The organism is Helicobacter sp. (genome assembly GCF_014799995.1).
Lineage (GTDB): Bacteria > Campylobacterota > Campylobacteria > Campylobacterales > Helicobacteraceae > Helicobacter_D.
Window position 1 is genome coordinate 18,958 of sequence record NZ_JAAVGY010000017.1, and the last position, 15,568, is coordinate 34,525.

At 39.3% G+C, this 15,568-nt stretch carries 19 protein-coding genes; 6 read left to right on the forward strand and 13 right to left on the reverse strand.

Annotation, left to right across the window (positions count from 1 at the left end):
• Positions 1-44 precede the first annotated feature (44 nt).
• Genes HDT10_RS03185 through hemC form a run of 6 tightly spaced genes read left to right on the forward strand, consistent with a single transcriptional unit; the run spans position 45 to position 5,870 of the window.
• Positions 45-503, forward strand: coding sequence for a hypothetical protein (locus HDT10_RS03185; protein WP_290879916.1), 459 nt, complete (start codon positions 45-47; stop codon positions 501-503).
• Complete coding sequence (locus tag HDT10_RS03190) at positions 481-1,401, forward strand: polyprenyl synthetase family protein (protein WP_290879918.1); 921 nt, start codon at positions 481-483, stop codon at positions 1,399-1,401. The genes HDT10_RS03185 and HDT10_RS03190 overlap by 23 nt, the downstream gene beginning before the upstream one ends.
• Positions 1,402-1,409: 8 nt before the next feature.
• On the forward strand, positions 1,410-2,741 hold the full coding sequence (hemA, locus tag HDT10_RS03195) for a glutamyl-tRNA reductase (RefSeq protein ID WP_290879920.1): 1,332 nt from the start codon (positions 1,410-1,412) through the stop codon (positions 2,739-2,741).
• A 13-nt stretch (positions 2,742-2,754) separates the two neighbouring features.
• On the forward strand, positions 2,755-4,512 hold the full coding sequence (locus tag HDT10_RS03200) for a proline--tRNA ligase (RefSeq protein ID WP_290879922.1): 1,758 nt from the start codon (positions 2,755-2,757) through the stop codon (positions 4,510-4,512).
• Positions 4,503-4,922, forward strand: a complete 420-nt coding sequence (locus tag HDT10_RS03205; RefSeq protein WP_290879924.1) for an FxsA family protein — start codon at positions 4,503-4,505, stop codon at positions 4,920-4,922. The genes HDT10_RS03200 and HDT10_RS03205 overlap by 10 nt, the downstream gene beginning before the upstream one ends.
• A 9-nt stretch (positions 4,923-4,931) precedes the next feature.
• Complete coding sequence (hemC, locus tag HDT10_RS03210; protein ID WP_290879927.1) at positions 4,932-5,870, forward strand: hydroxymethylbilane synthase; 939 nt, start codon at positions 4,932-4,934, stop codon at positions 5,868-5,870.
• A 142-nt stretch (positions 5,871-6,012) separates the two neighbouring features.
• Here the strand turns inward: hemC and HDT10_RS03215 are convergent, their stop codons facing one another.
• The 13 genes from HDT10_RS03215 to HDT10_RS03275 form a co-directional block, all read right to left on the reverse strand.
• Positions 6,013-6,573 (reverse strand): HAD family hydrolase, encoded by a 561-nt coding sequence (locus HDT10_RS03215; RefSeq protein ID WP_290879929.1) that lies wholly within the window; start codon positions 6,571-6,573, stop codon positions 6,013-6,015.
• Entirely contained in the window at positions 6,570-7,118 is a 549-nt protein-coding gene (locus HDT10_RS03220; RefSeq protein WP_290879933.1) for a queuosine precursor transporter, read from the reverse strand. Before HDT10_RS03220 ends, HDT10_RS03215 begins: the two co-directional genes overlap by 4 nt.
• 703 nt (positions 7,119-7,821) lie before the next feature.
• Positions 7,822-8,304: a thioredoxin-dependent thiol peroxidase gene (gene bcp, locus HDT10_RS03225; protein ID WP_290879935.1), complete on the reverse strand. Its 483-nt coding sequence runs from the start codon at positions 8,302-8,304 to the stop codon at positions 7,822-7,824.
• A gap of 15 nt (positions 8,305-8,319) precedes the next feature.
• Positions 8,320-8,703 carry a dihydroneopterin aldolase gene (locus HDT10_RS03230; protein WP_290879937.1) on the reverse strand — a complete coding sequence of 128 codons (384 nt, stop codon included), beginning with the start codon at positions 8,701-8,703 and terminating at the stop codon, positions 8,320-8,322.
• A 35-nt stretch (positions 8,704-8,738) separates the two neighbouring features.
• Positions 8,739-9,326, reverse strand: coding sequence for a hypothetical protein (locus HDT10_RS03235; protein ID WP_290879939.1), 588 nt, complete (start codon positions 9,324-9,326; stop codon positions 8,739-8,741).
• A gap of 18 nt (positions 9,327-9,344) precedes the next feature.
• Positions 9,345-10,148 (reverse strand): MlaD family protein, encoded by an 804-nt coding sequence (locus HDT10_RS03240; RefSeq protein WP_290879941.1) that lies wholly within the window; start codon positions 10,146-10,148, stop codon positions 9,345-9,347.
• An 8-nt stretch (positions 10,149-10,156) separates the two neighbouring features.
• Positions 10,157-10,900 (reverse strand): ABC transporter ATP-binding protein, encoded by a 744-nt coding sequence (locus HDT10_RS03245; protein WP_290879944.1) that lies wholly within the window; start codon positions 10,898-10,900, stop codon positions 10,157-10,159.
• Positions 10,901-12,067 (reverse strand): ABC transporter permease, encoded by a 1,167-nt coding sequence (locus HDT10_RS03250; RefSeq protein WP_290879947.1) that lies wholly within the window; start codon positions 12,065-12,067, stop codon positions 10,901-10,903.
• 18 nt (positions 12,068-12,085) lie between these two features.
• Positions 12,086-12,826: a thiol peroxidase gene (locus HDT10_RS03255; protein WP_290879949.1), complete on the reverse strand. Its 741-nt coding sequence runs from the start codon at positions 12,824-12,826 to the stop codon at positions 12,086-12,088.
• 190 nt (positions 12,827-13,016) lie between these two features.
• Positions 13,017-13,349: a hypothetical protein gene (locus tag HDT10_RS03260; protein ID WP_290879950.1), complete on the reverse strand. Its 333-nt coding sequence runs from the start codon at positions 13,347-13,349 to the stop codon at positions 13,017-13,019.
• Positions 13,350-13,394: 45 nt separating this feature from the next.
• Complete coding sequence (locus HDT10_RS03265) at positions 13,395-14,165, reverse strand: hypothetical protein (protein ID WP_290879953.1); 771 nt, start codon at positions 14,163-14,165, stop codon at positions 13,395-13,397.
• A gap of 14 nt (positions 14,166-14,179) precedes the next feature.
• Positions 14,180-14,791, reverse strand: coding sequence for a hypothetical protein (locus tag HDT10_RS03270; RefSeq protein ID WP_290879956.1), 612 nt, complete (start codon positions 14,789-14,791; stop codon positions 14,180-14,182).
• On the reverse strand, positions 14,788-15,468 hold the full coding sequence (locus HDT10_RS03275) for a hypothetical protein (protein WP_290879959.1): 681 nt from the start codon (positions 15,466-15,468) through the stop codon (positions 14,788-14,790). The genes HDT10_RS03270 and HDT10_RS03275 overlap by 4 nt, the downstream gene beginning before the upstream one ends.
• Positions 15,469-15,568 lie beyond the last annotated feature (100 nt).

Sequence of the window (15,568 nt, forward strand, 5' to 3'; positions counted from 1 at the left end):
TTAAGAAAAGCAAAAATGACAAAAGTCATTAAGGAATCTTGGAGATGAAAGTATTTTTTGCCTTTGGTTTATCGGCAGTTTTAAGTACGATTCTTGGCATTTCTTCCCTATTTGCTCCGCCTGTATGGAAAACAGAAAGATTCCTTGAGCTCAACAAAGACGAGTTTTATCTCTTGACTCTGCAAGCAGGAGACGCGGCGAAGACATTGTTTTTTCGTTGGACATTGCTAAAGAATGAGGGCTTGGTAATGCACTTAAACTACGATTCTTTTCCCCATCAATTCATTCTCTATCAAGACTATCAACGCAGATGTTACAAAGTTCCCTTGCTCAAACCCGAGCAAAAATATTATAACGAAGAGCCCTTTTTTATGCTATGCTTCAAAGATTATCATCGCACCAAAAAAATCGCCACTTTGAAATATTATCTTTTCCAAGGTGATAGAGATTTTAATATTATAGATGAAAGGAAAGTGCCCAATGGAGGCTTTAGCGCGCATTGAAACAAAAATTCAAGAATTTTTAGAGGAGTTAAAATCCCCGCTTGTGCTGACGCTTAGTCGCAACCTACAACAAGGTAAAATGCTTCGTTCCAAGCTTGCGCTCAATATCGCGGGCGAAAGTGAGGAATGCCTTACGCTTTGTGCTATTATTGAAATGATTCAAAGTGCTTCACTTCTGCACGATGATGTGATTGATGACGCACTCACGAGACGTTCTAAACCCTCTATTAACGCGCTTTTTGGAGATAAAAACGCAATTATGCTAGGCGATGTGTTTTACTCCAAAGCCTTTTGCGAGCTTACAAGATTACAAGAAAAGTATCCTATGATTCCACGCATTATCGCTAATGCTGTTGCAACGCTCGCCATTGGTGAAATAGAGGATGTAGAACTTGCAAAAGACTTTAACACTGATGAGAGCAAATATCTCCAAATGATAGAACACAAAACCGCCGCACTCATTGAAGCAACTGCATATGCAGCGGCATTTTTGGCAAACAAAAGCACAGAGGAGGCGCAGGGATTCCGCCTTTATGGGCGCAATCTAGGAATCGCATTCCAAATCATTGACGATGTGCTAGATATTGTTTCAGATTCTAAAACCCTAGGCAAGCCTGCTTTGAGCGATTTTAAAGAGGGTAAAACCACCTTGCCTTATATTTATCTCTATCATAAGCTTAACGATTCTGATAAAATGCGTTTGAAAAACGCGTTCAAAAAAGACTTGCAACCCCAAGAACAAACTTGGATTCTCAAAGAGTTAAAAGCCAACAATGCCCTTGCTTATAGCATTGCTTTGGCAAAAGATTTGGGCAATCGTGGCATTGAAGCGATTGCTAATCAATCTTGTGATAAACTTATAGAAATTATGCGCGAAATGATTGAGCGCGACTTTTAAGGAAATCAATGGATTACTATCTTTTAAGCTATTCACATAAAAATACTGACATTGCTATGCGTGAAGCCTTAAGCCTAGATACAAAGAATCCCGCGACAAAGGAGTTTTTGCTAGACTTAGTAGAGAACAAATTCATTAGCGAAGCGGTGATTCTCTCTACCTGTAACCGCATTGAGTTTATCTTAAATGTCCAAAATACCGAAAAAGCGGAAGAATTTTTATTAGACAAGCTAAGCAACTATTCCAAGATTCCTTTAGAAAAACTGCAAGAACACGCCGATAGTTACGAAAACTTAAGCGCAATCCACCACCTCTTTAGCGTAGCAAGCTCGCTTGATAGCTTGGTTATCGGAGAAACACAGATTTCAGGACAACTCAAGAGTGCCTTTAAATTCTCTTACGAATTGGGCTGTTGTGGGCTGTATCTTTCGCGCGCGATTCACTTTGCCTTTCGTTGTGCCGCTAGCGTGCGCAATTCTACAAGCATTTCAGAAAACTCCGTTTCTGTCGCAAGCACGGCAGTGGCAAAGGCAAAAGAGATTCTAGGAGATTTAAAAAACCAATTCGCGCTAGTCGTTGGTGCAGGCGAAATGAGTGCCATTTGTGCAAAACATTTGATTAATGCAAATTGTGAAGTCTTGATTGTCAATCGCGAGATTCAAAACGCCCAAAAAATCTGTGATGAGATTTTCACTCTTTATCCAAATGCCAAAATCCGAGCGGAAAGTTTCAAAGACATTGGCGTTTATATCAATGAGATTCCGCTTATCTTTAGTGCCACAGGCGCGCCGCACACGATTATCACCCACGATATGGTAGAGGCAAAAGATTGGAATCGCTATTGGTTTGATTTGGCTGTCCCAAGAGACATTGAGCGCGAGATTATGGACAAATGCGACAAAATCCATATTTATGCGGTAGATGATTTAGAAGATATTGTGCGCAAGAATTTGGCATTGCGTGAGGAGCAAGCAAAAATCGCCTATGGAATCGTAGGAAAATCTACGCAAGACTTTTTTAGCTGGCAACAAAGTCTCAATGTAGAACCTTTGATTAAAACCATTCGCACTCTCGCTAAAGACGCTGCGGCGAAAGAATTGCAAAAAGGAATCGCAAAAGGCTATCTCCCAAAAGATTATGAAAAAAACATTGAAAAAACCTTGCACAATGCGTTTAATGTCTTTTTGCACGACTTAACGATTAATCTCAAAGCTGTCGCCAATACGCCCAAAGGCGATAGCGTAATTGAAGCCTTGCGATTCCTCTTTGAGCAAGAAACACAAGACAAAATGCTAGAATCCTATAAATGCGAATATGCTCAAGACAAAATGCTACCCTAAATAAAGGAATATTATGCGATTTTCAAAACTCTTTATCCCTACTTTCAAAGAATCTCCCAAAGATGTCGTGCTAAAAAGCCACGAATATTTGATTCGCGGCGGATTCATTCAGCAAATCGGAAGTGGAATCTATAATTTTTTGCCACTTGGCAAACGCGTCTTGGATAAAGTGCGTCAAATCGTCAAAGAAGAAATGGACAATGCTGGCGCAAATGAAGTCGCTTTGGGATTCGTTACTCCCGCGACTCTATGGCAAAAAAGCGGACGATTCGAGAGGTATGGCAAGGAGCTTTTGCGCTTCAAAGATAGAAAAGACAATGATTTCGTGCTAGGTCCGACACACGAGGAAGTCGTTACAGAATTAGTCAAAGCAAACATTAAAAGCTACAAACAACTGCCCTTGCATCTTTATCAAATCAATCTCAAGTTTCGCGATGAAATGCGCCCGAGATTCGGGCTTATGCGCGCACGAGAATTTATAATGAAAGATGGTTATAGCTTCCACGCAAACACGGAAGATTTGAAGCGAGAATTTGACTTAATGGAGGCAACTTATAGTAGAATCTTTACACGTTTGGGGCTTGATTTTCGCGCTGTGCTCGCGGATAGTGGCGCAATCGGTGGAAGTGGAAGCAAGGAATTTATGGTTTTGGCAAATAGCGGAGAGGATACGATTTGCGTGTGCGATTCTTGTAATTATGGCGCAAACCTAGAAGCCGCAACGCGTGTTCCAAAGATTCCGCAGACGCAAGCTCCAGAGGCTACATTTGCCAAATTCCACACACCCAATGTCAAAAGCATAGAGGATTTAAGCGCGTTTTTCAAGATTGAAGCATTTTGGACGCTCAAAGCCATTGTCAAAAAAGCCCTCTTTGATGGCGGAAAAAGCGCGTTGGTATATTTTTTCTTACGCGGAAGTGATAACCTCAACGAAACTAAAGCACTCAATGCGATTCTTGGCGCAAATGAGCTCTTAGATGCAAGCGAAGAGGAAATCCAAGCAGCGGGACTTATTCCCGGATTCATTGGACCTTTTGCATTGCGCAATCTCACCTCTAGCCCTTATATTTATTTTGATAAAGAGCTAGAAAACGCTAAGAATCTTATTTGCGGCGCAAATGAGTTGGATTATCACTTCGTGGGTGTGGATTTAGGAACTTTTGAGGGCTTGGAGTTTAGAGATTTGGTTGAAGTGCAAGAGGGGGATTTGTGCCCAATATGTGGGGAGAAAGAAAACTCCAAAGGTGGCAAGCTGTTTTTTACCAAAGGCATTGAGGCGGGGCATATTTTCCAACTTGGCACGAAGTATTCTAGCGCAATGGAAGCAACTTTTTTAGATGAGGGGGGCAAAGCGCAACCTTTGATTATGGGTTGCTATGGGATTGGAATCTCTCGCCTCTTAAGTGCGATTATTGAGCAACACCACGATGAACGCGGAATGATTTGGACACATTCTACCGCGCCTTTTTGTGCGGAAATCATTGTCTCCAATATCAAAGATACCGCGCAAATGCAAATGGGAACAAGGCTTTATGAGGCATTCAAAAATGCAGGCATTGAATGCTTGCTAGATGATAGAAGTGAGCGATATGGCGCGAAAATTGCAGATTTTGAACTCATTGGGATTCCCTTTGGAATCGTGGTTGGCAAAAGCCTAGAAAAAGGCGAAATAGAACTCATAAGACGCGAAAATTTGGAGAAAGAACCCTTAAGCATTCAAGATTTTAACGCACTTCTCCACACTCTCCTTGAGGTTTTCAAATGCCATTAATTCTAGGCTTCATTTACTTATTTTTGGAAGTGCTTATCACTTATCAAATCATTGATAACATAGGCGTCTTGGGTTTTGTATTGGAAATTATTTTGAGTGCGCTTTTTGGGTTTTTTATTCTGATGAATTACCGCTACTTTTTAAGTGAAGCAATGCTACGCTTGAGGGAACGACAAATTAGCTATGAGGCTTTTGTCAGCTCTAATGTTTTTAGGATACTCGGGGCGATTTTATTGATTTTACCCGGTGGCTTAACGGATATTTTGGGGATTTTAATGCAATTTAGCTCGCTTGGATTCTTGCTTTTCAAACCCTTTATGAAAAAGCCTCCTTTGGATTCTGCGCATTCTACTAATGCGCCTCAAAATAGTGAAATCATTGATGTAGAAATCATAGAAAATAACAAATAAGGAAAACCTATGCAACAACTTATCATCGGCACGCGTGGAAGTGTGCTAGCACTTTGGCAAGCAAACCATATTCAAGAGCGTCTCCAAACACAATATCCGCAAATCAATGTAGAAATAAAAATTGTCAAAACCAAAGGCGATAAAATCCTAGATGTGCCTTTAGCAAAAATCGGCGGAAAAGGGCTATTCACTAAAGAATTAGAGGAATTGCTGCTACAAGGCGAAATTGATTTGGCAGTGCATAGCCTTAAAGATGTGCCTGTGGAATTTGTAGAGGGCTTAGGACTAGCGGCAATCACCAAACGAGAAGATGTGCGGGATAGCTTCCTAAGCTTCAAATATTCTAGTTTAGAGGAATTGCCACAAGGGGCACGCGTAGGGACAACTTCATTAAGGCGCGTAATGCAGCTTAGTGCATTAAGGGCGGACTTGGATATGCAAAGCTTACGCGGAAATGTCCAAACGCGCCTCAAACGATTGAGAGAGGGCGACTTTGACGCAATTATTTTGGCTCAAGCGGGAGTGAATCGGCTAGGCATTAGTGAGGAAGTACCCCACATTATCCCACTAGACTTTATGATTCCAGCTATGGGGCAAGCGGCACTTGGGGTAGAATGCAAAAAGGGAAGCGAAACCGAATCGCTCTTGCAATTCTTAAATGACTCCAAAGCTGCCTTTGAAACTGCTTGTGAGCGGGCATTCGTGCGCACACTCAATGGAGGTTGCCAAGTACCTATTGGCGTCAATGCAACTTTAGAGAATGGAATCTTAAAAGTGCGTGCGATTTTGGGCTTACCCAATGGCACAGAAATCTTGCGTGAATGCCTAGAAGCGCAAGTACAAACTCTTGCAGATTGCGAACGCATAGGCGTGCAAATGGCACAGAATTTTCTCAAACAAGGTGCGGGGGAAATTTTGCAAAAAGCTCAAAATTGGGAATTTGAGTAATCCCCTTTGCTCCTGTGAGATTCTGCCAATGCGTCCTTGCGAAGCCTTTGTAAAAGTCTGTGGCGATTCCTGTCATTGCAAGATTCCACTCGCAAAATCAATAATATTAAACTTTAAAATTCAAACAATGGAATCTCAAAAACTAGAGCAAAATCTCCATTGCCTCTTTGAGATTATCCACTCTGTGTGTGGAACTTGAAGATTCTTCAGAGCCTATAAGAATCCGCGTTTGCACTCCTACTTTCAATCCCGCCTGCATATCAGTTTCTTTATCTCCCAAAATATAGGAATCGCATTCTTTCATTTTAAGATTAAATGTTTGGATTGCTTGCTCTAGCATTGCGGATTTGGGTTTGCGGCAAGCGCATTGCTCCTCTTTGGTATGCGGACAGAAATAAATGCCATCAAAGCCGACATTATTAGGCACAAACCCGCTTTTGCGCAAAGGAATCATTAGGCAAGAGCGAATCGTGTTTTGCATAAATGTGCTTAAAGTCTCAAAATCCTTTTGAGTAAAGATTCCACGATTGATTCCTGATTGGTTGGTAACCAAAAAACAAAGCGTATCTTGCTTTTTGAGCTCTAAAAACAGCTCCATAAAATGCGGTGCGAAATAAAATTCCTCCACCTTGTAACCATAGGGCGTATCCTCAAGATTCACTACACCATCTCTATCAAAAAACACTACCTTGCGTCCTCTCATCGTGCAAAAACTCCTAAAAACCTTTGTATTTTAATTCCAAAAAGATAAAATAAAGGTGTATTGGCAAAGGCAAAAATAAATTTCATCAAATAATCCCCAAGCATAAGCATTAGCACATTTTGCCACGGGAGAATAAACAAAAAGGCGATATGAAAAAATATCATCGTATCCACAGCTTGTGAAAATGCCGTGCTGCCCGCGCTCCTAAGCCACCAAACCTTAGGAAACTTAGACTTAATCCAATAAAACGCATAAACATCTAATTGTTGCGAGACAAAAAACGCACTTATGCTTGCAAGGGCGATTCTAAACTCACTCAAGAACAAAGAGGGAGCAAAGGCGCAAACAATTCCAATGCGCACGACTTTTAATACCTCTTGCTTGCTATATTTCTCTGCTAAAATATCTGCAAGCAAAAAGGTAAAGGGATAAGTCAATGCCCCAAAGGTAAAAAAATCATTCAGAGGAAATTGCACAAGATAGTTTGAAGCAACGATTAATGTAGTAAAAATCACCACAGATACAACAATAACGACTTTGGACATTTCTTACCCTGTTTTAAATAAAACGTATTTTATGATTTTTGGACTTAAGATTTGATTGTTTGATTTTGGCTTATCATCATCAATCACTACTTGCTTCATTTGCGAGGAGTTCCTTTATCTCTTTTTTAACCCTCTCCAGACACTTACAGATGAGAATCGGAATCAAAGAATTGATTGTGTCGATGCTTTTATCCCACCACTTAAGCCTAAGCAATAACGAAATCAGCTCCTCATCAAATCTCTTTTAACCACTCTCGCAGGATTCTAACCGCAATCACATAGAGAGTAATATGCGTTAGATGGCTTTTAAAATCCGAATCACTAATATGTAAAATCACCTACGATGATTTGGATTCTTTATTATCGGCTTGACATAGCAAACATAATCAATGCCTTTTATTGGAAAGAAATTATTTGGATTGGGAGTAATTTTGTTTTTCATGCTCTCGTCTCCTTTAGATTGCTACAATTCTATTGCATAGAATCTAATGATACAATGGCTAGCTAGCTCTTTGTCATTGCGAAGCCTCGTTAGAGGCTGCGGCAATCTATAATCCAAAGTCTCACCTAAAGATTCCATTGTAAAATTTACTTTTTGCAAGATTATGAATTGCCACGAATGCTATGCATTCTCGCAATGACAAATAGTCAAATGGATTACCTATATTCCTATTTTTTCCTACTCCCATTATTTCCAAGCCAATTAAACTGATTGCGCCCCTTGTAATTCCTTGAGTTTGGCTAAAACCTCTGCAATATGTCCTTTGACTTTAACATTTTTCCAAATATAGGCGATTTCTCCTTTGGGATTGATAAGAAAAGTCGAACGAATCACGCCCTCATATTCCTTACCATAGAGCTTTTTTAGCCCCCACGCCCCATAATTTTTAAATGTGGATTTTTGGCTATCACTCAACAAAGTAAAATTCAAAGATTTCTTTGCAATAAAGCTTTGGTGTGTCTTGACGCTATCTGGGCTAATCCCAAGCACAACCGCATTTAAAGCGTCAAAAGATTCTCTCTCATCGCGAAAGTCGCAGGCTTCCATTGTGCAGCCCGGTGTTTTGTCTTTAGGATAAAAATACACTATAACCCAACTTCCTTGAAAGTCGTGCAGAGAAATCTCGGCATTATCTTGATTGGGCAAGCTAAAGGCTGGGGCTTTCTGATTAATTTTTAATTCCATTTTCTAATCCTTTATTTATCTTTGATAATTAATTTTTATTGAAACATTGCAATCCTCAAAAATTTCTAGTTTTGTAATCTTAATCCAAAACTCCTTGATTTGAGGAAAACGCAAGGGAATCTCACGATAAAAATAGTGTTGCGCTTCCTCTAGCAATCCAAACTGACGCTCAAAGGATTCCTTGATAAAATCTCTTAGAATCCGATAGTCTAAAAACTTTTTCCTTGTGTCTAAATTCCTATTGGATTGTGTTTTGGGATTCCAAACATAAGTAAATTCCGCATTGATAAGGATTTTTTGCGTTTTTTGACGCTCACTTGGAAGAATCCCAATGACTGCCTCTAGGATAAGATCCTCTAAACAAATCGTATAATATTCTTTAGATTCATCATTTGGCATTGCGATTCCTTATTGCTATCTCAAAAATATGTTTCCTAATCTAGTGATGCAAGTGCGTTGATGAGCGCAGAATTGATTGCTTGATTCATTGCCCCAATAATGAGATAAAAATCCCCTTTGGACACTTTTGTTTCTACACTGAAAATTGTGCTAGAATCGTGTTTTTGGACAAGAAGATTCAGCACAACTGCTTCTTGCTGCTCATCATAATAAAAATCCAAAACCTTTAAAGCAAGTGTTGGGATTCCACTTTTTATTTCCTCTGTCATCACGAGATTCATTGGTTCAAACATTTTTAGCACGAGAGAATCTACCATCAAAGGCAGAGGTTCAATCCACTCATTTCGCGCAAAGTATTCTATTGTGTTTTCATTGGTTTTATAGGCAATCTTTCTACTTGCGATTTTAAGACTTGCCTGCGTCCCAAGATACACAAAAGAGAGTGGATTTCGCACTTTTTGCACCATTGTAGCCCGCTCTGCCTTGTGGCGCGCTAAAGCCTCTGTGTCCAAACTCAACTCATAATGCTGAATCTTGGGCAATTCTTTGCCCAAACAGCCGCTAAAAACCAATAAACACACAAGCAGAAAAAAGCCTTTAAAGATTGGATTTACTCTTTGCATTCATTTCCTTTCAATTCGTTATTCGCGTGGTCCTAAAACCTGCTCTCTTGTGCCAAACAAAAACTCACTTGGCGCATTAGAAAAATCCTCCACAGAAACCTCCACCCTTTGCAAAATCTGCTCTAGTGTTTTGGAGTTTTGCTCCAAATCATACAAAAGCGGGGTTAGAATCATACGCAAATTATAATCTCCACTCGTAATATCACGATGAATTACCTCTCTACTCTCTCCAATTCCCCTAATTTCTCTTTGGGCAGAGGCAAGCACATTTTCTAATTTAGGGGGTAAGCTTGCCAAACCCGACAAAGCCTGCTCAATATTGTTCAAATTCTTATCACTCATAAGCCGATTGAGACGATCTAGGCTTGCGCTTAATTTGTCAAAAACATTTTCGGCTTCTCTTCCGACTTTTTCAATCCAATTCTCTTGCAAATTCAAAACGACCTTTTCTCCCTCTGGATAGACTTCACCCTCTCCCTGCACAAGAGAGAGAAAAGCCCCTCCTGTAAGCCCTTGTGAATCTACAAAAATCCGCGCACCCTCTTTTAGCGCAATATCCTTTTTAATCCACAATGTAATCTCTACATCTTCCTTGTTTAAGTTCAATTGATAGCCTTTCACAAACCCAACAGGTAACCCCAAATACCGCACCGGCGTTTCAGTCCGAATCCCTTTAGGCAGGTTTTTGTTATAGAGATAATATTCGCGATAATCTTTAAGATTCCTATCGTGCTTCCCTACCCAAAACACGAATCCCGCCAACGCAATGAGCGACACTACAAAAAACACTCCAAGTAGAACATAATTTAACCGCGCTTCCATAATACTCCTTAAATCTGATACAAAAACAAATCTAGCGATTCTGTTTGTTGCTCTAAAGTGCGCACACTTCCTTCAAAAAACACCTTTTGGTCTTTTAATATCACCATTCTATCCACCGCACCTTTCACGGATTCCATATCGTGCGTTACCATTACGACACTAAGTTCTAATAAATCTCTTAATTCCATAATCAAATCGTCAAAATGCCTTGCGCTCTTAGGGTCTAGCCCGCTCGTTGGCTCATCTAAAAACAAAATTTTGGGACTCAAAGCAAGCGCACGCGCTAATCCTACGCGTTTCACCATTCCACCGCTTAATTCGTTGGGATAGAGTTTCGCCACTTCTGCCTTTAACCCTACGCGCGTCAGCCAAATATACGCAAGAGATTCTATGTCTTGGCTGCTAAAATGCGTCCATTCGCGCAAAGGAATCATAAGATTCTCTAAGACGCTTAGAGAGCTAAAGAGTGCGCCAAACTGAAACAAAACTCCGATATTTAATTTCATTTTCAGCGCGTCTTTCGCATTGAGCCTCCAAATATCCTGCCCCAAAATCCGCACTTCCCCTCTTTTAGGCTGTTTTAAGAAAATCATTGTGTTAAGCAATGTGCTTTTGCCGCTGCCGCTGCCGCCAAGCAAAGCAAAAATTTCTTTTTTGCCTATGTTAAAAGAGATTCTATCGTGAATTACGCGCGTGCCATAAGTTGTTGTAAGATTACGAACCTCTACGATGTTTTGAGTGTTTGTTTCCATTTACCAACCTAATTGCGTAAAGATTACGGAACACAACGCGTCAAAGGCAATCACACAAAAGATAGATTCTACCACGCTCTTTGTCGTGTGGATTCCAATACTGCGCGTATCTTTTTCTACGATAAATCCGTGATAGCAGCCAATAAATGCAATAATCAGCCCGAAAAAAGGAGCTTTTAGAAATCCAATCCAGAAATGTCGCATTTCAACCATTTGCAAAAACCGCTCCACAAACTGCTCACTGCTGATTGCTAATTGCATTGATGAAACCAACATTGCGCCCACAAGCCCAAAGATGTCCGCGATAAAAACAACAAGAGGCAATGCGACACAAAGCGCGATGACACGAGGCAATACTAAAAAACTCATTGGATTAAACCCCATTACATTCATCGCGTCAATCTCTTGTGTCGCGCGCATCATCCCAATCTCTGCGCTAAACGCCGATGCGCTACGACCCGCAATGATAATTGCGGTAATAATCGGTGACATTTCGCGTAAAGTCAGCATAGAACTCATTTCAACAATCAGAATGCTTGCCCCAAATTGTGCGAGCTGGAGGCTTCCTTGATAAGCGACCACGATTCCAATCAAAAAACAAGCGAGAGAGACAATCGGGATTGCCTTAATCAATGCCTCTTGAATCTGAAAAAACAAAGCCTTGAGGCGAATATTTGCGGGGTTTATGAAACTGATTAAAAAATAATAGAGCATTTCTCCTAAGAATCCAAGAGCGACCAAAAGGCGATGACCCAAGCTTTTTAGAATCCAAAAAGTATCTAAATGCCATTGAATCAATTCGTCTGTAATTGCGGTTTTATTGGGGGTTGTTTTGTCTTGCAAAATCATAAAAATCCGCTTGGGCTTTTCAGAGTTCAGGAGGGCATTTTGCGAATCCTCAAGTCGGATTCTTGCTGTTTGCTTAGATTTAAAGTCCTCTAGCCACCGAAGCAGAATCTCCCCACCGCAGAAATCTAAATCAAAATCCTCTTTGAGCGTGATACTTGCATTGACACCCCTTTGCGATTCTGCATATTTTGCAATAGAATCCCAAGCCCTATTTAACGCTGCAAGTGCTTGCCTAGAGAGGCTTTTATCCCAAACCCCGCCTAAAACAATCTTGACGTTTCCTGCATTCTCATAAAGAATCTCTAAATTTGCCTGCATTGGCTGCCATTATCAAGATTATTTTTGCTCAAAGACAAAAGGAACGCCTCTGATGACTTTGCTATCAAAAATCTTATCTGTATTTTTGCGCACTTGTGTAATGTCTGTCTCCATTTCTTTTTTGCTTAGTGAAATGTCTTGATAGAATTTGCGCAAAATTTTGATTTTGCCTTTTGTGTCTTCTGCCTTTAAGTTTGCAGTCTGATTCATCGCTAATTGGGCTTTGATGAATGCTTCTTTTTCATGCACAGGAGCGAAAATCAACTTCAAATTTGCTTCTTTGAGCTCGGATTCTATTGCTTCTAGTTGTTTGCGACAATAAGGACAATCAGGGTCAGTTACTACGATTTTGGTAGGTAGATTCTCACCCTCTCCTTTGAGAAAAATAAAATCATTGGGATTGAAACTTGCAAAAAGTGTTTGGAGGACTTTAGCGTCTTTTTGCTCTTTCTCTGCGCCAGCTTTATTGAGCTCCTCCATAATCATTGTAGAATCCTCTTTTGCTAAACTCATCATAGAGCTTAACGCGACAAAATAATTTCCGTCTTGACTTACAATCACAGGAAAAATCTCTCCGCTTTGTGTGCGTCCAATCACAAAATATTGGTTTTTGAAGCTTTTGAGGGGCTTTTTGAGTTGCACTTCTGTCTCCACACCCGAAAGATTTTTGATACTTTTCTTGAAATTCTCCTCAAATCCCGCAACCGCAAAGCTTGCAAGGGAAGTTATAACCGCGATATTTAAAAAGAGTTTTTGCATTAAAATTCCTTATTTAAAAATTGGGTTGTATTATACATTTTTTTAGATAAAGTAATTATAATTACAGGCTTTTAAGGGTTTTGATAGTAGAAAAATAGGGGAAATGTAGAATCTTGAATGTAATTTCACTTAAATTGCCTTGTGGCTTATTCTTGCAAGACAAGCAGAAATCGTCTTGCAAGAAAGATTTTTACCAACTACTCACTGCGCACTTTTGGTAAATATAGCTTCTGAATGCTTCTAAGTTTATATCTCTCTGTGCCCAATCTCTATCAAGTTTAATCGTCTTTCCAGTAGGACATTTGGCTGCAACCCAATTCCCATTTTCTGCAATTACTTGATATTGTTTCCCATCATAGCTATAACCAACACTTCCATCTTCTGCTCTTTCTGCTTTTGTTTGGTCTGGCTTTATAAAATTGTCCCACCCTTTAGAAATAAATTTTCCTCCTGTGGATTCTGCATAACTACAACTTACCAACGTAAAAATAAACGCCAATTTTAAACCTGTTTTGATACTCATATTTTCTCCTGAATTTTAATTTTTGAAGTTTTTAGACCATTTTAATTAATAAACCCTTTCTATCACCTCCTCAAGTTCATTTATATCTTTTTCCGCAATGTTTATGCGTTGCAACATTGGATCCATTCCCTCGACATATCTACCATAGTTACCTATCTTTGCAAATTCATTACCATTAATATACAAGGTCAATTGTTTGTCTTCTTGATATTGGCAAGTTCCTTTCATATCCGCTTTAGTTTTGCATTCTTTTGGATTCACTCTTGCCAGCCATTTGCTAATCTCCTCTCCTTCGTAAAAGTATAAGTAGAAATTTTCATCATAGTTTAATCTCTTTAGCGTATCCCGAAATTTATGCTTAAATTCAGTCAATCCATGCATTTTGCCATTTTTCCTAAAAGTGTGATAGAATACATCGACATAAAAACTTTCACTTGCTCCTTTGAGACCACGTGATTTTGCATTCATTTCAATCCGTAACTCCCATTTTATTTCATTGACTTGATTGTCTTTAAAGGTTTTTGTAATAACATCTGCGTAATTTACCTCAACAGAATTGCGCTGCGGGAGGAAGTCTCTGTATGCTTCCTTAAACATATTAACTAGTTCCCGGAGGTCGCCATCATCAAGAGACTTGGGTCTATGAACTGCCACTTCTATACATCCTTCTATTTTGTCCTGCGGAGTTTGGCATTTCTTCCCGCTATATCTCAAAACGATACTATCTTCTAAATCCCTTTCCTTTGAAAGCTCAAAAACAGGTTCTGCTCCATATGCCCCCAATGCTATTAACACCACTATCAAAAATTTTCTCATTATGCCTCTCCTTGTTATCTTCCCATTTTGTAGCTAACTTCGCCTTTGTCTGTTTTAATCGTAACTTCTAAAACATTATCATAGGAACATCCAATACGATAAGCATATTCTTGTCCAAAACCAAGCACTTTTCTTGTATCCTTATGCTCCTTATCATAGAGAGCCTGTGCCTCTGGTGCGAGATTATTATAATATTCCATATCCTTAGACAAATTAGAATCAAGCATGTCGTGGTCCTCATAGGGGTTATACTCAACAGTCCTACCATCTTTGGTTGGGAGTTTCTTTCCCTCTTTTATGAAATCATATTCTGGGTGCTTTTCAAAGAATTCTTTGAATCTCTCCTTATTTGCAGTGTATTTATCAAATACACTACCAATATTTACATAACAATTCCCACGATTGACAATCACATCAGTAATCTTTACTTGTTCATCATTTTTTGAAAGAATTACTAATCGATTGCTTTGCTCGAAGTTATTGTTAAAGTGTGGCTTCGCTGTAATGTCAAGCTCCAAGCTTTTTCCTAGCCAAGAGCTACTCCCCTCACTAGCGGAAGCATCACTCTCACCACACCCTGCGAGAAATGCACCTATTGCTAACACCGACATCAAAACCTTTTTCATTTTTTACTCCTTATTAAAAGATTTGTTATTTTTGTTATGAACGCAGAACCATTATCCGCAGGTAGTTGAAGCACTGCTGCGGTAAAGTCAATGATATTTTGTGTAAGATTTTGTCTTTTGACTTCTTGAATGATTTGATTCAAATAGTTTTTCAAGGAATCCTTTAATGTAGTATTAGACTTGAGCTCTTCTTCAAGCATTGCTAGAAAGATTCCTAAATCTATCTCTACGATTTCATTGTTTAGAGTGTATTCAAAGCTATTTCCAGAGATGCGTTTGAGTTTAGATTCTAAAATACTTTTAAGGCTTGGATTCTCTAAGACTAATCGTAACTTATAGTTTTTATTTAAATGGAGTTTAATCTCTCCTTGCTCTAGTTTTTCTAAGAATGTGTTGAAAAGTTGGCTGTATTCTCTCTCTTCCATAAACTGCACAGAGATATTTTTCTTTGCTGCTTTGATTTTGGTTGCAGTGGTTTTAAGCAAACGTTCGTTTTGTTCATTGGTATTGTTATCAAAGAAATGTTTTGTATCGTATTTATTGAAAAGATAGAGGAGATAATCATAAAGATTCTTTTGTGATAATCCATAGAGACCATTAGAGCATAACTTCTCCCATAATTCCTCTATAAACTCTGGGGAAGAGTGAGGGGGGATAGTCAAAACTTCATTACGCATATTCATTCCTTAAATTTTTTTAAAATTTTGCAAATAAAAGTGAATATTATGCTCCCCCCCCCCCCCCCCCCTTCTCTTTTTTTTTCTTTTATCAAATTAA